The following is an 18673-nucleotide window of genomic DNA, read 5'->3' on the forward strand; positions in this document are numbered from 1 at the left end:
AGGAGCGAGCTTGCTCGCGATGAACCCAAATGCACCGCGTGATCCTGGAAAGAACGCGTTATCGTTGACGACCATCGCGAGCAAGCTCGCTCCTACAGGGACCAGCGTCCACCGAACGAGATTTATCGATGAACAACGCTCTGACCCAGCTGCAGCCCTACCCGTTCGAGAAACTCCGCGCCCTGCTCGGCAGTGTCACGCCCAATCCGGACAAACGCCCTATCGCGCTGTCCATCGGCGAGCCGAAACACCGTTCGCCTGGCTTCGTCGCCGAGGCGCTGGCCAGCAATCTGGAAAAAATGGCCGTGTACCCGACCACCCTCGGTATCCCGGAGCTGCGTGAAGCCATCGCGGCATGGTGCGAGCGGCGCTTCGACGTCCCCAAGGGCTGGATCGACCCGGCGCGCAATGTGCTGCCGGTCAACGGCACCCGCGAAGCGCTGTTCGCCTTCACCCAGACCGTGGTCAACCGTTGCGATGACGCACTGGTGGTCAGCCCGAACCCGTTCTACCAGATCTACGAAGGCGCGGCGTTCCTCGCCGGCGCCAAGCCGCATTACCTGCCGTGCCTGGACGAAAATGGCTTCAACCCGGATTTCGACGCCGTGTCGCCGGACATCTGGAAACGCTGCCAGATCCTGTTCTTGTGCTCGCCAGGCAACCCGACCGGTGCATTGATTCCGGTGGAAACCCTGAAAAAGCTGATCGCACTGGCTGACGAGTACGACTTCGTGATCGCCGCCGATGAGTGTTACAGCGAACTCTACTTCGACGAACAAACCCCGCCACCAGGCCTGCTCAGCGCCTGCGCGGAGCTGGGCCGCAAGGACTTCAAGCGCTGCGTGGTGTTCCACAGCCTGTCCAAGCGTTCGAACCTGCCAGGCCTGCGTTCGGGTTTTGTCGCCGGTGACGCCGACATCCTCAAGGGCTTCCTGCTCTATCGCACCTACCACGGCTGCGCGATGCCGGTGCAGACGCAGCTGGCCAGTGTTGCCGCGTGGAACGACGAAGTGCATGTGCGCGCCAACCGTGCGTTGTACCGTGAGAAGTTCGATGCGGTACTGGAGATCCTCAGCCCGGTGCTGGACGTGCAACGCCCCGATGGCAGTTTCTACCTGTGGCCGAATGTGGCCGGTGACGACGCAGCGTTCTGCCGCGACCTGTTCGAACAGGAGCACGTGACCGTGGTGCCGGGCTCCTACCTGTCACGTGATGTCGATGGCGTCAATCCGGGAGCCGGGCGCGTGCGTATGGCTTTGGTCGCGCCATTGGCGGAGTGCGTTGAAGCCGCCGAGCGTATTCGCGATTTCATCCAGCGCCACAAATAACCCTCCGCCCGGCAACGGCCAGGTTTACTTCACCTGGCCCAGCTTGGCCTCACTCAAGTCCAGCTCACCCAGCACTTCACGCAACACGTCATCAGCAATCTGGTGCTGACGGCTGAGGCTGTACAACTCCAGGCGCTGCGCCCGCAGCGCCTTCACGCGCAAACGCCGCTCCAGCAAGTCCATCTGAAAGGCCAGGGCCTGGGCTTCAGCGGAGTCGTTGAACACCTCCAGCTGATGCCGGTACTCCGACATGATCCGCGCCTTGAGCTCGGCGGCCAGCGCGGATTGCGCGGCGTCCTGCGGGTTGACCTCTTCTGCCTCAAGCGCATGAATGGCCGCTTCGGCGGTCTTGCGCCAGGCGTCGCGCACCTCATTACGCCGCTTGTCGTCCGGGCTGGCTTCGATGCCACGCAACAACAGTGGCAGCGCGATGCAGGCCGCAATCAATGACAGCAGAATCACCCCGGCAGCAATAAAGATCAGCAAGTCCCGCTCGGGAAATGCGCTGCCCCCCATAAGCATCGGCACCGACATCACACCCGCCAGCGTCACGGCCCCGCGCACACCGCCAACGGTCAGCAACCAACAGGAACGCGCTGTCGGCACCCGGGTCACTTCACCCTTGCCGCGCAGGCGCCGCAGCAACACCGACAGGCGCCAGATGCTTTGCACCCAGACGAAGCGCAAGGCCAGCAGCACCAGGAAAATCGCCAGCACATCCAGCCCGCGATACAGCAACGTCGGCCAAAGCGAGGTTTCGTGACTGGCGACGGCCTTGATGATGTCCGGCAACTGCAGGCCCAACAGCAGGAAAATCAAACCGTTGAAGGCGAACTCCAGCAATGACCAGACGCTGCGATTGAGCAAGCGAGTGTTGGTCTGGCGCGGCAGCAGATCGAGCCAGCTCTGCATCATCCCCGCCGCCACCGCTGACAGAATGCCCGACACTTCCATGCGCTCGGCCAGCACGTAGGCGGCAAACGGCAGCAGCAACATGAACACCACGTGCGTCGCCGGATCATCCCAGCCGCGCGCGATCATCCACGCCCGCAGGCGGCCGACCAGCCAGCTCAAGGCCACCCCGACGGCCAGACCACCAACGGCGACCAGCATGAAGGTCAGGCTGGCATTGGCCAGCGAGAACACACCGGTCACTGCTGCCACCAGCGCAAACTTGAACGTCACCAGGCCAGAGGCGTCATTCATCAGCGCCTCGCCCTGCAAAATGTGCATCAAGGGTGTGGGCAATCTGTTGCGGGAGATGGCCGACACCGCCACCGCATCTGTCGGCGACAGCACGGCCGCCAGGGCAAACGCCACCGGCAACGGCACAGCGGGCAGCAGCCAGTGAATGAAATACCCGGCGCCGACTACGGTAAACAGCACCAGCCCCACCGCGAGCGTCAGGATCGGTCCGCGCAAATGCCAGAGTTCGCGTTTGGGCATGCGCCAACCGTCGGAGAACAACAGCGGCGGCAGGAACAGAAACAGGAACAGTTCGGGATCAAGGGCCACGTGCAAACCCAGCGTCGGCCACGCGAGCAAGGCCCCTGCGGCGATTTGCACCAGCGGCAGCGGCAGCGGAATCACCCGTCCGATCAGGCGCGAGACGCCGACCAGCATCAACAGGATCAGGACGGTGTAAGCGGTTTGCATAAAGCTTGGTTCCCGGACAGTCGACAGCATTGAAGTGCCATATTAGCCGCTTAGACTGCATGGCGGCCCTTGCACCAATGTCGCACACGGAATCGCCGCACCCTCCGTAGGAGCGAGCTCGCTCGCGATGGTCGTTAACGATGACGCTGTATGCCTGACACCCCGCGGCGCTCTCAGGTTCATCGCGAGCGAGCTCGCTCCTACAAAGGTTTAACGGCATGGCACACATACAAACCCGACCACGGCCGCCGCGAAACCGTCCGGCCATGGCATAATCCGTCACCTTTTATTTACGGCACCTGCAAAGGGGGCAATTCCTTGACCGTTTCAAGCAAAACGTTGCACCTTTTCGGCATCAAAGCCTGCGACACCATGAAAAAGGCGCGCACCTGGCTCGATGAACACGCTGTCAGTTATGACTTTCATGATTACAAAGCGGTCGGTATCGACCGTGAACACCTGACCCAATGGTGCAACGAGCACGGCTGGGAAGTGGTGTTGAACCGTGCAGGCACGACCTTTCGCAAGCTCGACGACGAACGCAAAGCCGATCTCGACCAGACGAAAGCCATCGAACTGATGCTCGCACAACCCTCGATGATCAAGCGCCCGGTGCTCGATCTCGGTGACCGAACCCTGATTGGCTTCAAGCCAGATATCTACGCGGCCGCGCTCAAGTAAGCAGCCCGTTTCAATTTGCTAGAGGTATCAACATGTCTACTACCCTGTTCAGCCTGGCGTTTGGTGTCGGCACTCAAAACCGTCAAGGCGCATGGCTGGAAGTGTTCTACGCCCAGCCGCTGCTCAACCCGACCGCCGAACTGGTCGCCGCTGTTGCACCGATCCTCGGTTACAGCGAAGGCAACCAGGCCATCACCTTCACCACCGCACAGGCTGCGCAACTGGCTGAAGCCGTGAAAGGCATCGACGCGGTACAAGGCAAGCTGCTGACCCGCCTGGCCGAGAGCCACAAGCCGCTGGTTGCCACCTTGCTGGCTGAAGACGCCCAGTTGTCGTCCACCCCTGAGGCCTACCTCAAGCTGCACCTGCTCAGCCATCGCCTGGTCAAGCCACACGGCCTGAACCTGGCCGGGATCTTCCCGCTGCTGCCAAACGTGGCCTGGACCAGCCAGGGCGCCATCGACCTGGGCGAACTGGCCGAGCTGCAACTCGAAGCCCGCCTGCGCGGCGAGCTGCTGGAAGTGTTCTCGGTGGACAAGTTCCCGAAAATGACCGACTACGTGGTTCCGGCCGGCGTGCGTATCGCTGACGCCGCGCGTCTGCGCCTGGGCGCTTACGTAGGCGAAGGCACCACCGTGATGCACGAAGGCTTCGTCAACTTCAACGCCGGCACCGAAGGCCCGGGCATGATCGAAGGCCGCGTATCCGCTGGCGTATTCGTCGGCAAGGGTTCGGACCTGGGCGGCGGCTGCTCGACCATGGGCACCCTGTCGGGCGGCGGCAACATCGTGATCAAGGTCGGCGAAGGCTGCCTGATCGGCGCCAACGCCGGTATCGGTATCCCGTTGGGCGACCGCAACACCGTCGAGTCGGGCCTGTACGTGACCGCTGGCACCAAAGTGGCGCTGCTGGACGAAAACAATCAGCTGGTCAAAGTGGTCAAGGCCCGTGAACTGGCCGGTCAGCCGGATCTGCTGTTCCGTCGCAATTCGGAAACCGGTGCCGTGGAATGCAAAACCCACAAATCGGCCATCGAACTGAACGAAGCGCTGCACGCTCACAACTAAGCCACACGACCACCCGCACCCTTGTAGGAGCGAGCTTGCTCGCGAAGGACGATTAGACGACACGTGCTGTCTGGTGCACTGCGTTATCGTTGACGTCCATCGCGAGCAAGCTCGCTCCTACAAGGGTCAGGCGTACAGGCGAACAACATGATGATTCTCTCCCCCTGGCGCGCCGATTTTCCGGCCATCGCCGCCCTGCAACGGCAAGGCCAGACCTATCTGGACAACGCCGCCACCACGCAAAAGCCCCAAGCCCTGCTGGATGCCCTGGCGCATTACTACGCCAACGGCGCGGCCAACGTGCATCGGGCACAACACTTGCCCGGCGCTCACGCCACCCAGGCGTTCGAGGACAGCCGCCGCAAAGTCGCGCAATGGCTCAATACCGGCGATTGCGGTCAGATCATCTTTACCCACGGCGCGACGTCCGCGCTGAATCTCCTGGCCTACGGCCTGGAACATCTTTTCAATCCGGGCGACGAAATTGTCATCAGCGCCCTGGAGCATCACGCCAACCTGTTGCCGTGGCAGCAACTGGCACATCGCCGCGATCTGAAACTGGTGATATTGCCGCTGGATGCCGACGGCGTGATCGACCTTGAGGCCGCAGCCGGCCTGATCGGCTCGCGCACACGCCTGTTGGCAGTCAGCCAACTGTCCAACGTGATTGGCGCGTGGCAGCCACTGCCGCAATTGCTGGCGCTGGCCAAGGCGCACAATGCACTGACCGTGATCGACGGCGCCCAGGGCGTGGTCCATGGCCGCCACGACGTGCAAGCGCTGGGCTGCGATTTTTATGTGTTCTCCAGCCACAAGCTCTACGGCCCCGATGGCCTGGGCGTGCTGTTCGGGCGCCATACAGCGCTGCAACAGTTGCGTCCCTGGCAGTTTGGCGGCGAAATGGTGCTGGATGCCAATTATCACGACGCGCGCTTTCGCCCGGCACCGCTGGGTTTCGAGGCCGGAACGCCACCGATTGCCAGTGTGATCGGCCTTGGAGCAACCCTGGATTACCTCGCCGGGCTCGATCAGGACGCCGTGTCCGCCCATGAAGCGGCGCTGCATGCCTGCCTGCTCAAGGGCCTTGAGGCGCGCAAGGGCATTCGCCTGCTGGCCAGGCCGCAAGTGGCACTGGCCAGTTTTACTGTCGAAGGTGTGCATAACGCCGATCTCGCGCATTTGCTGACCGAACAAGGGATCGCCGTGCGCGCCGGTCATCACTGCGCCATGCCGCTGCTCAAACGCTTCGAACTGGCCGGGGCGATTCGGGTGTCGTTGGCGCTGTACAACGATTCCGAAGACCTGGAGCGGTTCTTTGTTGCCCTGGATCAGGCGCTGGAGTTGCTGCGATGAACCTGCCTGCCGATGCCGTGACGGCGCTGGACACCTTTCAGAAAGCTGCCGGTTGGGAACAACGCGCACGCCTGTTGATGCAATGGGGCGAGCGTCTGCCGGCGTTGAGTGATGCGCAGATGTGCGACGCCAACCGGGTGCACGGCTGTGAAAGCCAGGTGTGGCTGGTGGGTGAACTGCGCGGCGGCCATTGGCAGTTCAGCGCCAACAGTGATGCTCGCTTGATTCGCGGGTTGGTGGCGTTGCTGCTGGCACGGGTCAACGGCTTGTCCGCGCTTGAGTTGCAGCAGGTGGACCTGGCGGACTGGTTCAATCAGTTGGGGTTGGGGCGGCAGTTGTCCGAATCCCGCAGCAATGGCTTGAATGCGGTGCTTCAGCGAATGCGGGAGTTGGCTCAATAAGAGGACTGCTTCGCAGCCCATCGCGGGCAAGCCCGCTCCTACAGGATCACCGAAATCCCTGTGGGAGCGGGCTTGCCCGCGAAGGGCCATCAGCCACACAAATCAGGCCTGAGGCTTGACCCGATCCGCCGGTCGCCGCACTCCAGCCACGATTTTATCCACAGCCTTGGTCGCCGCGACCATGCCGAAGGTCGCCGTCACCATCATCACTGCGCCAAACCCGCCCGCGCAGTCGAGCTTCACGCCATCACCGACAAAACTCTTCTGCAGGCAAATGCTGCCGTCCGGTTTCGGGTAGCGCAGTTGCTCGGTGGAAAACACGCACGGCACGCTGTAGTGGCGAGTCACGGTGCGGGAGAAACCGTAGTCGCGGCGCAAGGTAGAGCGCACCTTCGACGCCAGCGGGTCGTTGAACGTGCGATTGAGGTCGCAGACCTGGATCAACGTCGGGTCGATCTGCCCGCCCGCGCCACCGGTGGTGATGATCTGGATCTTGCGCCGCTTGCACCAGGCGATCAGCGCAGCCTTGGCGTTGACGCTGTCGATGCAGTCGATCACGCAGTCGATGTTTGGCGTGATGTACTCGGCCATGGTGTCGCGGGTAACGAAGTCCGGTACTGCGTGCACCGTGCAGTCCGGGTTGATCCCGCGCAGACGCTCGGCCATCACCTCGACCTTGGGCTTGCCCACCGTGCTGTCCAGCGCATGCAGCTGGCGGTTGGCGTTACTGACGCAGACGTCGTCCAGGTCGAACAGCGAAATCTCGCCCACGCCACAACGGGCCATGGCTTCCGCCGCCCAGGAACCGACACCACCGACGCCAACGATCGCCACATGGGCCGCACGCAGGCGCTCCAGCCCCTCGATGCCATACAAACGGGCGATGCCTGCAAACCGCGGATCTTCTGTACTCATGACCATTACCCCAAAAACCGGCGCGCAGTATAGGGCTTCGCAGCACCAAGTTTTAAGCTTCAAGCTACAAGTGTAAGAACTTATGTGAAAGTTAACTGCCCAACGTCAGGCATTTCCCTGTCCGATGTACGTTCAGTGAACTGCCGGTGTAGGATGCGCGCCCATTTACGGCCGCCGACCGTCCCCTCGTTCCACAGCCTTTGGAACCCGAAATAACCATGTCATCGCGTAAATTTGGACTCAACCTGGTCGTGGTGCTCGCCATCGCAGCCTTGTTTACCGGCTTCTGGGCGCTGATCAATCGCCCGGTCACCGCCCCCAACTGGCCGGAGCAGATCTCCGGTTTCTCCTACTCACCGTTCCAACAAGGACAATTCCCACAGAAGGAACAGTATCCGACCGACGATGAGATGCGTCGCGACCTGGAAATCATGAGCAAGCTGACGGACAACATCCGCATCTACTCGGTCGATGGCTCCCTGCAAGACATCCCGAAACTCGCGGAAGAGTTCGGCTTGCGGGTGACCCTGGGGATCTGGATCAGCCCGGACCAGGAACGCAACGAACGGGAAATTACCCGGGCCATTGAAATTGCCAACTCCTCACGCAGCGTGGTTCGAGTGGTGGTCGGCAACGAAGCGATCTTCCGCAAGGAAATTACCGCCAAGGAACTCAGCGTTCTGCTCGATCGCGTGCGCGCCGCCGTGAAGGTGCCGGTCACCACCTCCGAGCAGTGGCACGTCTGGGAGGAACATCCGGAACTGGCCAAACACGTTGACCTGATCGCCGCGCACGTCCTTCCGTACTGGGAATTTATCCCTGTGGATAAAGCGCAGCAGTTCGTCCTTGACCGCGCCCGCGACCTGAAAAAGATGTTCCCGAAAAAGCCGCTGCTGCTGTCCGAAGTGGGCTGGCCGAGCAATGGCCGCATGCGCGGTGGCGCCGATGCCTCACCGGCGGACCAGGCGATCTACCTGCGAACCCTGGTCAACAAGCTCAACCGCCAGGGCTTCAACTACTTCGTGATCGAAGCGTTTGACCAACCGTGGAAAGCCAGTGACGAAGGCTCCGTCGGCGCCTACTGGGGCGTGTTCAACGCCGCACGCCAGCAGAAGTTCAACTTCGAAGGCCCGGTCGTCGCGATTCCGCAGTGGCGCGTGTTGGCCATTGGTTCGGTGGTATTGGCACTGTTGTCGCTGACCCTGCTGATGATCGACGGCTCGGCCCTGCGTCAGCGTGGCCGTACCTTCCTGACCTTCATCGCGTTCCTGTGCGGCTCGGTGCTGGTGTGGATCGGTTACGACTACAGCCAGCAATACAGCACCTGGTTCAGCCTGACGGTGGGCTTCTTGCTCGCCCTCGGTGCGCTCGGGGTGTTTATCGTGCTGCTGACCGAAGCCCACGAACTGGCCGAAGCGGTGTGGGTGCACAAGCGTCGACGCGAATTCCTGCCGGTGGTGGGCGATTCCAGCTATCGCCCGAAAGTGTCGATTCACGTTCCCTGCTACAACGAGCCGCCGGAGATGGTCAAACAGACCCTCAACGCCCTGGCCAACCTCGACTATCCGGACTTCGAAGTCCTGATCATCGACAACAACACCAAGGACCCGGCGGTCTGGGAACCGGTGCGTGACTACTGCGCAACCCTCGGCCCGCGCTTCAAGTTCTTCCACGTGGCCCCCCTGGCCGGCTTCAAGGGCGGCGCGCTGAACTACCTGATTCCGCACACCGCCAAGGATGCTGAAGTCATTGCCGTGATCGACTCGGACTACTGCGTCGACCGCAACTGGCTCAAGCACATGGTGCCGCACTTCGCCGACCCGAAAATCGCCGTGGTGCAGTCGCCGCAGGATTACCGCGACCAGAACGAAAGCACCTTCAAGAAGCTCTGCTACGCCGAATACAAGGGCTTCTTCCACATCGGCATGGTCACCCGCAACGACCGCGACGCGATCATCCAGCACGGCACCATGACCATGACCCGCCGTTCGGTGCTCGAGGAACTGGGCTGGGCCGACTGGTGCATCTGTGAAGACGCCGAACTGGGCCTGCGGGTATTCGAAAAAGGCCTGTCGGCGGCGTATTACCACACCAGCTACGGCAAGGGCCTGATGCCCGATACCTTCATCGACTTCAAGAAACAGCGCTTCCGCTGGGCCTACGGAGCGATTCAGATCATCAAGCGTCATACCGCCGCCCTGCTGCGCGGCAAGGACACCGAGCTGACCCGTGGCCAGCGTTATCACTTCCTGGCGGGCTGGTTGCCGTGGGTGGCGGACGGTATGAACATCTTCTTCACCGTCGGCGCACTGTTGTGGTCGGCGGCGATGATCATCGTGCCGCAACGGGTCGATCCACCGCTGCTGATTTTCGCGATCCCGCCGTTGGCGCTGTTTGTGTTCAAGGTCGCCAAGATCATCTTCCTCTACCGTCGTGCGGTCGGGGTCAACCTCAAGGATGCCTTCTGCGCGGCTCTGGCAGGCCTGGCGTTGTCCCATATCATCGCCAAAGCAGTGCTGTATGGCTTCTTCACCAGCAGCATTCCGTTCTTCCGCACACCGAAAAACGCCGATAACCACGGCTTCTGGGTAGCGATTTCGGAAGCCCGGGAAGAGATGTTCATCATGCTGCTGTTGTGGGGCGCGGCGCTGGGGATCTTCCTGGTGCAGGGCCTGCCGAGCAACGACATGCGCTTCTGGGTCACCATGCTGCTGGTGCAGTCGCTGCCGTACGTCGCGGCGCTGATCATGGCGTTCCTGTCGTCGCTGCCCAAACCGGTCGCCGAACCTGAAACGGCACCTGTCGTCTAAATCTCTGTGGATGCACTAAACGGCGGCCAATGGTCGCCGTTTTGCTTTAAGATAACCGCCATTTTGCGGGGCCTGCGGCCCAATGGCCTGACCTGATCCCTGTACGAGCGAGCTTGCTCGCGAAAGGGTTGTAACAATCAACATTTATGTTGGCTGACACAGCGCATTCGCGAGCAGGCTCGCTCCCACAGTTAGTCCGCGCCCACATTCATGACTTTCGGAGTTTTCCATGACGGCCCACGCCGACCTTTCGCCGACCCTCCAGCTCGCCATCGACCTGATCCGCCGTCCGTCCGTGACGCCGATCGACGCCGATTGCCAGAAGCAGATGATGCAACGCCTGGGCGATGCCGGTTTCACCCTGGAACCGATGCGCATCGAAGATGTGGATAACTTCTGGGCCACCCACGGCCAGGACGACGGCCCGGTGCTGTGCTTCGCCGGCCACACCGACGTGGTCCCGACCGGCCCGGTGACGGCCTGGCAGATCGAACCGTTCAACGCGCTGATCGACGAACACGGCATGCTCTGCGGTCGTGGCGCCGCCGACATGAAAGGCAGCCTCGCGGCCATGACCGTCGCCTCCGAGCGCTTTGTCGCCGACTACCCGAACCACAAGGGCAAAGTCGCGTTCCTGATCACCAGCGACGAAGAAGGCCCGGCGCATCACGGCACCAAGGCGGTGGTCGAACGCCTCGCCGCCCGCAAGGAACGCCTGGACTGGTGCATCGTCGGCGAACCGTCGAGCACCACCCTGGTGGGTGACGTGGTCAAGAACGGCCGTCGCGGCTCCCTCGGCGCCAAGCTGACTGTACGCGGTGTGCAAGGCCACGTGGCCTACCCGCACCTGGCGAAAAACCCGATCCACCTCGCTGCCCCGGCCTTGGCCGAACTGGCTGCCGAGCATTGGGACCACGGCAACGATTTCTTCCCACCGACCAGTTTCCAGATCTCCAACGTCAACTCCGGCACCGGTGCGACCAACGTGATTCCGGGTGACCTGGTGGCGGTGTTCAACTTCCGTTTCTCCACCGAGTCCACCGTCGAAGGCCTGCAGAAGCGTGTTGCCGACATCCTCGACAAGCACGGCCTGGACTGGCACGTGGACTGGGCCCTGTCCGGCCTGCCGTTCCTCACCGAACCAGGTGCACTGCTGGACGCGGTGTCGTCGAGCATCAAGGACATCACCGGTCGTGAAACCAAGGCGTCAACCAGCGGAGGCACCTCCGACGGCCGCTTCATCGCGACCATGGGCACCCAGGTGGTAGAGCTGGGCCCGGTCAACGCGACCATCCACCAGGTCAACGAGCGCGTGCTGGCGGCGGATCTCGACGTGTTGACCGAGATCTACTACCAGACCCTGATCAAGTTGCTTGCCTGATGCTGGCGTGTCCGATCTGCAGTGAACCGCTGAACGCGGTGGACAACGGCGTGGCCTGCCCCGCCGGGCATCGTTTTGACCGCGCGCGCCAGGGTTACTTGAACCTGTTGCCGGTGCAGCACAAGAACAGCCGCGACCCTGGGGATAACCAGGCGATGGTCGAAGCCCGCCGCGACTTCCTGAACGCCGGGCACTATGCCCCGGTGGCCAAACGCCTGGCGGAGCTGGCGGCAGGTTATGCACCGGGACGTTGGGTCGATATCGGTTGTGGCGAGGGTTACTACACCGCGCAGATCGCCGAGGCCTTGCCGGAGGCTGACGGCTACGCGCTGGACATCTCCCGCGAAGCGGTCAAGCGCGCCTGCAAACGCAACCCGAAGCTCACCTGGTTGATCGCCAGCATGGCGCGGGTGCCGCTGGCTTCCGGCAGTTGCCAGTTCCTGGCGAGCGTCTTCAGCCCGCTCGATTGGGAAGAGGCCAAACGCCTGCTCAGCGTCGGCGGCGGCCTGATGAAAGTCGGGCCGACCAGCGGCCACCTGATGGAGCTGCGTGAGCGGCTGTACGACGAAGTCCGTGAATACACCGACGACAAGCATCTGGCCCTGGTGCCCGAAGGCATGGCGCTGGCGCACAGTGAAACCCTGGAATACAAACTGACGCTGGCAAACGGTCAGGACCGGGCGAACCTGCTGGCCATGACGCCCCACGGCTGGCGCGCCAGTGCCGAGCGCCGCGCTGCCGTCATCGAGCAGGCCGAGCCGTTCGAGGTCACCGTGTCGATGCGCTACGATTATTTCGTTCTGCAGTCGTAACCAGAGAGCAACTTAAATTTTTGGTCTTGGGCAACGGCTCAAGACCGGCTAAATCCGCGAATGGATTTTTCAGACCCGCAGTGAGGACATCCATGCGCCAGCCCGATATCGAGATTTACCTGAAAGACGCCGACGTCGACCACAAAGCCATTTCCACCTGGCTCGGTGCGGCTTTGGGTCCGTGCACGGAATGGGTCCAGAAGGGCCAGACCTACAAGTGCAAGGCCGGCAACGTGCCCGTGACCTGGCTGCCAAAAGCGGTCGGCAAGTGGAACAGCCTGTACCTGGAAAGCGACCAGACCCCATGGGACGACGACATCGCCTGCGCCCGCGCAGCCTTTGCCGCGCTCAATGTAGAAGTGCGTTGCGCACCGGGTAGCTGGGTCGAGGAGGAAGGCGAGGAAACAGCGGACCGCTGGATTCGCATCAGCACCGACGGTGAAGAAGAAATCACCTGGAAAACTGCCTGAAGCCCGAACATCGCCCCTGTAGGAGCGAGCTTGCTCGCGATGGTCGTCAACGATAACGCGCCAACTCCGGGAAAGCGCGGCGTCCTTGAGCTCTTCGCGAGCAAGCTCGCTCCTACAGTGGTTTTTTGGGTGAACTGAAGAGTGGGTTTACAGCCCCACCACATCCTCAGCCTGCAAGCCCTTCTGCCCTTGCACCACCGCATACTCGACCTGCTGGCCTTCAGTCAGCGAGCGGTGGCCTTCGCCACGAATCGCGCGGTAGTGCACGAACACGTCCACCCCGTCTTCGCGCTGAATGAAGCCGTAGCCCTTGGCGTCGTTGAACCACTTCACGTTGCCGGTTTCGCGTGTTGCCATTTGTTCATACTCCCTTTTTATTATTGATCGGGCTTTTCGCAGGAAAGCCTCGGGAACGTCAGCCTGCGCATACCGGTCCCATGAGGGCAACGGCGACAGAGCGCCGAGTATATGACAGACGCAAAAACTCTCAACAGGAGTTTACTTACGCGCTTTTTTGCCGATTTTCGACGAATCCGGCACACTATCGTCCGCCCGAGCAAACGCTTGGTTTTTTCCACTCACGCAGAAGCCGTATGACCCGCTCCCCGTTCCGCCGTCTTGTGTTTGGCACCCTGCGCCGACTGTTGTACCTCTGGGTTCGCTCGGAGACGATCAACCAGTCGTCGTTCACCCTCAACCTCGACCGCAGTCGTCCGGTGTTCTACGTCCTGCAAAACCCTTCGCTGACCGACCTCGCCGTGGTCGACACCGAGTGCCGCAAGGCCGGCCTGCCGCGCCCGGTGCTGCCGGTATCGGTGGGCAACCTGCTGGAACCTGCCGCGTTCTTCTACCTGACGCCGGACCCGGACTGGCTCGGCCGCCAGGACAAGCGCGGCGCGCCGCCGACGTTGACCCGCCTGGTCAGCGCCCTGAGCCAGAATGCCGCCGAAGATGCGCAGATCATCCCGGTCAGCGTGTTCTGGGGCCAGTCGCCGGACAGCGAGAACAGCCCATGGAAACTGCTCTTCGCCGATAGCTGGGCGGTGACCGGGCGCCTGCGTCGCCTGCTGAGCATCATCGTGCTGGGACGCAAGACCCGCGTGCAGTTCTCCGCGCCGATCCACTTGCGCGAACTGATCGACCACAACAAGGGCCACGAGCGCACCGTGCGCATGGCCCAGCGCATCCTGCGGGTGCATTTCCGCAATCTGAAGGCGGCGGTGATCGGCCCGGACATTTCCCACCGCCGCAACCTGGTCAAGGGCCTGGTCAACCAGCCGCTGGTCAAGCAAGCGATCCTCGACGAAGCCGAGCGCGAAAACATCTCCGCGGAAAAAGCCAAGGCCCAGGCCTTGCGCTACGGCAACGAGATCGCCTCGGACTACACCTACACCGCAATCCGCTTCATGGAAGTGGTGCTGAGCTGGTTCTGGAACAAGATCTACGACGGCATCAAGGTCAACAACATCGAAGGCGTGCAGAAGGTCGCCCCGGGTTACGAAGTGATCTATGTACCCTGCCACCGCAGCCACATCGACTACCTGCTGCTGTCCTACCTGCTGTTTCGCAATGGCCTGACCCCGCCGCACATCGCCGCCGGGATCAACCTCAACATGCCGGGGATCGGTGGCCTGCTGCGTCGCGGCGGTGCGTTTTTCATGCGCCGTACGTTCAAGGGCAACCCGCTGTACACCTCAGTGTTCAACGAATACCTGCACACCCTGTTCACCAAAGGCTTCCCGGTGGAGTACTTCGTCGAAGGCGGCCGCTCGCGCACCGGGCGCATGCTGCAACCGAAGACCGGGATGCTGGCGATCACCCTGCGCAGCTTCCTGCGTTCGTCGCGCGTGCCCATCGTGTTCGTACCGGTGTACATCGGCTACGAGCGCGTACTGGAAGGCCGCACCTACCTCGGCGAACTGCGCGGTGCGAGCAAGAAGAAAGAATCGATCTTCGACATCTTCAAAGTCATCGGCGCGCTCAAGCAGCGCTTCGGCCAGGTGGCGGTGAACTTCGGCGAGCCGATCAAACTGGCGGAGTTCCTCGACAGCGAACAACCGGACTGGCGTAAACAGGAACTCGGCCCGCAATTCAGGCCTGCCTGGCTCAACGAAACCACCAACCGCCTGGGCGAGAAAGTCGCGCAGCATCTGAACGAAGCGGCGGCGATCAATCCGGTCAACCTGGTAGCGCTGGCACTCCTGTCCACCAGCCGCCTGGCCCTGGACGACCGCGCCATGGCACGGGTGCTCGACTTGTATCTGGCGCTGCTGCGCAAGGTGCCGTACTCGCCGCACACCACCCTGCCGGACGGTGATGGCCGAGCGTTGATCGAGCACGTGAAGGACATGCACCTGCTGTCCGAACAGAGCGACGCCCTTGGCAAGATCCTGTATCTGGACGAACAGAACGCCGTCCTGATGACCTACTACCGCAACAACGTGCTGCACATCTTCGCGCTGCCGGCACTGCTGGCGAGCTTCTTCCAGAGCGCCTCGCGCATGAGCCGCGAACAGATCCTGCGTTACGCCCGCGCGTTGTATCCGTACCTGCAAGCGGAACTGTTCATCCGCTGGACGCTGGACGAACTGGACGGGGTGATCGACCAGTGGCTGGAAGCGTTCGTCGAACAAGGCCTGCTGCGTTTCGAGAACGCCGTGTACCTGCGCCCGGCGCCAAGTTCACGGCATTTCGTGCTGCTGACGCTGCTGTCGAAAAGCATCGCCCAGACCCTGCAGCGCTTCTACATGACCGTGTCCCTGCTGCTCAACAGCGGCCAGAACAGCATCAGCGCCGAAGAACTGGAAGACCTGTGCACGGTCATGGCCCAGCGCCTGTCGATCCTGCATGGCCTGAACGCCCCGGAATTCTTCGACAAGAGCCTGTTCCGCCACTTCATCCAGACCATGCTCGACCTCGAGGTGCTCAAGCGCGACGAAGCCGGCAAGCTGGGCTATCACGAACTGCTCGGCGAACTGGCCGAAGGCGCGGCCAAACGGGTGTTGCCGGCGGAGATTCGCCTGTCGATCCGTCAGGTGGCGTTGCATCGCAGTGAAGATGCTGCCGACCAACCCGCAGCGCCGGCACAAAGCGTCTAGATTGATCAGGGCGCCAGTCGGTTCTGGCGCCCTCGATACGGAGATCTTCCAATGAAAAAACTGTCCCTGATCGCTGCTGCCGTGCTGCTCACTGCCTGCCAGCATCCGACCCCGGCGCCCAAGGCCACCCTCAATGGTGAAGTCTTCTACCTGCAACGCATCGCACTGCCACCAACGGCGGTCCTCAGCGTCAGCTTGCAAGACATCTCGCTCGCCGATGCCCCGGCCAAGGTCATCGACGAACAACGCGGCCCGGTCAAAGGCCAGGTGCCGCTCCCCTTCAAGCTGAGCTACGACCCGTTGCAGATCGAGCCCAATCACCGTTATTCGATCAATGCGCGCATTGAAGTCGATGGCAAACTGCTGTTCATCACCACCGAGAATCACGCCGTGCGTCTGGACGGCACCGATCCACAGCCATTGAAGGTTCGCGTCGACGCGGCCCGCTAAATGTCTTTTTGAAAAAGGAAGTCGCCATGTTCCGCCCTACCCTTCGCTTTGCCGGCCTGTGCGCAGGCCTGATGATCTCCGCGAGCGCACTCGCGCTGTCCCTCAGCGACCTGTCGCAGACAGACGCCACTGGCGGCCTCAAGGACGCCCTGACCCAAGGTGCGCAACTGGCCGTGAAACAACTCGGTACTCCGGGCGGCTTCAGCAACAACCCGGACGTGAAGATCGAACTGCCGGGCAAACTGGGCAAGGTCGCGAGCAAGATGAAACAGTTCGGCATGGGCGATCAGGTCGATGAACTGGAAGCCAGCATGAACAAAGCGGCGGAAACCGCCGTCACCCAGGCCCAGCCGATCCTCGTCGACGCCGTGAAGAAAATGACCGTGGAAGATGCCAAGGGCATCCTCAGCGGCGGCAACGACTCGGCCACCCAATACCTGAACAAGACCAGCCGCGAACAGATCCGCGCCAAGTTCCTGCCTATCGTCAAGAAAGCCACCGACCAGGTTGGCCTGGCCCAGCAGTACAACTCGTTCGCCGGGCAAGCGGCGACCATGGGCGTAGTGGATGCGAAAAACGCCAACGTCGAAAACTACGTCACCGAACAAGCGCTGAATGGCTTGTTCGAGATGATCGGCAAACAGGAAGAAACCATCCGCCAGAACCCGGCGGCGGCGGCGACCAGTTTGGCGAAGAAGGTGTTTGGTACGCTCTGAGCCGCAATACAAAACCTGTGGGAGCAGGCGTGCTCCCACAAAGGTTCAGGCCGCTGATACGGGTCTTGGAAAGAACACCCACTCACGCCCCATCTTGCGTTTCTCGAACAACTTCAACGCGACCAGCCCATTTAGCGTGGCTGACGCTGTGTTGTAGGAACAACCCAGATTCGCCTTCACATTGACCGCCGTGAACTCCTTGGCCATTCCGCTCCTGGCCACTTGAAACAACGCCCGCTGTTTCTCGGTGAGCTGGTCGAGAAAACCACTTTCACGCAACCAGCAATCAAATTGCTGCACATCGTCCAGACTTTTCCGATACGCCTCGGTAAAACTGCCCACAGCCCGCAACACCACCGAACACTGGAAATCGATGAAGTACGTCAGATCCAGGTCATCCGCCTCGGTATTCAAATACGACCGCCCGTACTTCAACGGCGCATTGCGCAACAAAACACTGATGGCGATGTAGCGAAACGCCGAGAAGTCATTTTTGAACATGAACCAGTAAAACAACGCACGCGCTACGCGACCGTTGCCGTCGCGAAAAGGATGCTCGTAACCCAAGACAAAATGCAGCGCGATGGCTTTGATCAATGGATGAAGGTAGTTCGCTTGATGAGGGTTGTTGTGGGGTTGGTTGATCCACTTGGCCAGCAACTGCAAACGGGACACGAGCCCTGTTGCAGGCGGTGGCGAATGCACGGTGTTGCCCTCGCCATCCTGGACTACGACGTCATCGTTGATCCTGAAGACTCCAGGCGAATACCGCGAATCGTCGATACCCTCGACGCCAACTCGATGCATGGCTGCAATCAGCTCGACGCTCAGTGGCTCGTAACGCTGCTCCCAGGCGAAGTTCATCATCTTGAAGTTACCGAAGACCATTCGTTCATCCGGCGTACGCGGCGAGCGGTGGCGCTTGAGCATGTCCTTGGCCACCCGCGTCGTGGTGGCCGCACCTTCAAGCTGGCTGCTGCTGATGGCCTCGTCTTCGATCAGATCATTGAGCAAAAAGCTGAAATGAGCGCGCTCGCCAATCTGTCCGGTCATGTATTCCAGCACTGCGGTTGTCGCCTGACGATCCACTACGGAAATGGCTTTTTGCGCCTGCGGCGTCAGCATGAATTTCAGCCAGCACGCCGGCTCGCCCAATGGCAAAAGGCTCGAATACTGTGCAGTCCGCGCTTTCTTGACCAAGGCCCAGCACAGGTTCGAATCCAGCCCGGGAGCCCAGCGGTAGCGCAATGAATCGAACGGCAGGTAACGCCCCTGATCGTCCAGGGGCTTGAGCAAGGCGAGGTACTCCGAAAGGCGCTCCTTGTGTGGCGATCGCAACAGCCGATCAAACACCGGATCGGTCCGGCCCCTCAAAGCAGGTGGATTTTTCATGGCGGTGTCTCAAACATGCGTAAGCCGGGTGCCTGAGTACAACACCTGAGTTTTTCAGCCTCAATATCAGACGGGTCCGAGATGGATGTAGGAACAATGAAGGCCCGCTGGTTGGTAAAGGTTCAGTGGGCTTCTTCCTTTGG

Annotated in this window: 16 protein-coding genes; 12 read left to right on the forward strand and 4 right to left on the reverse strand. The window is 61.5% G+C overall.

Translation table 11 applies throughout. The annotated features are described in order from the left end of the window. Positions 1-128 precede the first annotated feature (128 nt). On the forward strand, positions 129-1328 hold the full coding sequence (gene dapC / locus ACLD1X_RS02515; protein WP_429365969.1) for a succinyldiaminopimelate transaminase: 1200 nt from the start codon (positions 129-131) through the stop codon (positions 1326-1328). A gap of 24 nt (positions 1329-1352) precedes the next feature. Here the strand turns inward: dapC and ACLD1X_RS02520 are convergent, their stop codons facing one another. Further along, positions 1353-2984, reverse strand: coding sequence for a Na+/H+ antiporter (locus tag ACLD1X_RS02520; RefSeq protein WP_429365970.1), 1632 nt, complete (start codon positions 2982-2984; stop codon positions 1353-1355). A gap of 318 nt (positions 2985-3302) precedes the next feature. On the opposite strand from ACLD1X_RS02520, the gene ACLD1X_RS02525 reads away from it, so the two are divergent. The 4 genes from ACLD1X_RS02525 (at position 3303) to ACLD1X_RS02540 (ending at position 6486) form a co-directional block, all read left to right on the forward strand. After that, the gene (locus ACLD1X_RS02525) at positions 3303-3665 is read left to right on the forward strand and encodes an ArsC family reductase (protein ID WP_008052792.1); all 363 of its coding nucleotides are present in this window, start codon (positions 3303-3305) and stop codon (positions 3663-3665) included. A gap of 32 nt (positions 3666-3697) precedes the next feature. After that, a complete protein-coding gene (dapD, locus tag ACLD1X_RS02530; RefSeq protein ID WP_429365971.1) occupies positions 3698-4732 on the forward strand; it encodes a 2,3,4,5-tetrahydropyridine-2,6-dicarboxylate N-succinyltransferase in 1035 nt (344 codons plus the stop codon). Between the two features lie 147 nt (positions 4733-4879). After that, positions 4880-6085 carry an aminotransferase class V-fold PLP-dependent enzyme gene (locus tag ACLD1X_RS02535; protein WP_429365972.1) on the forward strand — a complete coding sequence of 402 codons (1206 nt, stop codon included), beginning with the start codon at positions 4880-4882 and terminating at the stop codon, positions 6083-6085. After that, the gene (locus ACLD1X_RS02540; protein ID WP_429365973.1) at positions 6082-6486 is read left to right on the forward strand and encodes a SufE family protein; all 405 of its coding nucleotides are present in this window, start codon (positions 6082-6084) and stop codon (positions 6484-6486) included. Before ACLD1X_RS02535 ends, ACLD1X_RS02540 begins: the two co-directional genes overlap by 4 nt. 102 nt (positions 6487-6588) lie before the next feature. On the opposite strand, the gene tcdA is transcribed toward ACLD1X_RS02540, so the two are convergent. Next, the gene (gene tcdA, locus ACLD1X_RS02545) at positions 6589-7407 is read right to left on the reverse strand and encodes a tRNA cyclic N6-threonylcarbamoyladenosine(37) synthase TcdA (protein WP_429365974.1); all 819 of its coding nucleotides are present in this window, start codon (positions 7405-7407) and stop codon (positions 6589-6591) included. A 212-nt stretch (positions 7408-7619) separates the two neighbouring features. On the opposite strand from tcdA, the gene ACLD1X_RS02550 reads away from it, so the two are divergent. The 4 genes from ACLD1X_RS02550 to ACLD1X_RS02565 all read left to right on the forward strand — a co-directional run bounded on the left by ACLD1X_RS02550 (position 7620) and on the right by ACLD1X_RS02565 (position 12874). Further along, positions 7620-10211, forward strand: a complete 2592-nt coding sequence (locus tag ACLD1X_RS02550) for a glycosyltransferase (protein WP_429365975.1) — start codon at positions 7620-7622, stop codon at positions 10209-10211. 229 nt (positions 10212-10440) lie between these two features. Further along, positions 10441-11592: a succinyl-diaminopimelate desuccinylase gene (gene dapE, locus ACLD1X_RS02555; protein ID WP_103394413.1), complete on the forward strand. Its 1152-nt coding sequence runs from the start codon at positions 10441-10443 to the stop codon at positions 11590-11592. Then, positions 11592-12404, forward strand: a complete 813-nt coding sequence (locus ACLD1X_RS02560; RefSeq protein ID WP_429365976.1) for a putative RNA methyltransferase — start codon at positions 11592-11594, stop codon at positions 12402-12404. The genes dapE and ACLD1X_RS02560 overlap by 1 nt, the downstream gene beginning before the upstream one ends. Positions 12405-12496: 92 nt before the next feature. Beyond that, complete coding sequence (locus ACLD1X_RS02565; protein WP_429365977.1) at positions 12497-12874, forward strand: hypothetical protein; 378 nt, start codon at positions 12497-12499, stop codon at positions 12872-12874. A 147-nt stretch (positions 12875-13021) separates the two neighbouring features. Here the strand turns inward: ACLD1X_RS02565 and ACLD1X_RS02570 are convergent, their stop codons facing one another. Further along, complete coding sequence (locus ACLD1X_RS02570) at positions 13022-13231, reverse strand: cold shock domain-containing protein (protein WP_008019570.1); 210 nt, start codon at positions 13229-13231, stop codon at positions 13022-13024. Between the two features lie 236 nt (positions 13232-13467). Here ACLD1X_RS02570 and plsB point away from each other — a divergent pair, with 236 nt between their 5' ends. Genes plsB through ACLD1X_RS02585 form a run of 3 tightly spaced genes read left to right on the forward strand, consistent with a single transcriptional unit; the run spans position 13468 to position 17138 of the window. Next, on the forward strand, positions 13468-15972 hold the full coding sequence (plsB, locus tag ACLD1X_RS02575) for a glycerol-3-phosphate 1-O-acyltransferase PlsB (protein WP_429365978.1): 2505 nt from the start codon (positions 13468-13470) through the stop codon (positions 15970-15972). Between the two features lie 51 nt (positions 15973-16023). Next, the gene (locus ACLD1X_RS02580; protein WP_429365979.1) at positions 16024-16422 is read left to right on the forward strand and encodes a YbaY family lipoprotein; all 399 of its coding nucleotides are present in this window, start codon (positions 16024-16026) and stop codon (positions 16420-16422) included. A gap of 26 nt (positions 16423-16448) precedes the next feature. Beyond that, positions 16449-17138: a DUF4197 domain-containing protein gene (locus ACLD1X_RS02585; RefSeq protein WP_413703495.1), complete on the forward strand. Its 690-nt coding sequence runs from the start codon at positions 16449-16451 to the stop codon at positions 17136-17138. 45 nt (positions 17139-17183) lie between these two features. On the opposite strand, the gene ACLD1X_RS02590 is transcribed toward ACLD1X_RS02585, so the two are convergent. Continuing rightward, positions 17184-18530, reverse strand: coding sequence for a Fic family protein (locus ACLD1X_RS02590; protein WP_429365980.1), 1347 nt, complete (start codon positions 18528-18530; stop codon positions 17184-17186). Between the last annotated feature and the right edge of the window lie 143 nt (positions 18531-18673).

The organism is Pseudomonas sp. 18173, from assembly GCF_050432945.1.
Classification (GTDB): Bacteria; Pseudomonadota; Gammaproteobacteria; order Pseudomonadales; family Pseudomonadaceae; genus Aquipseudomonas.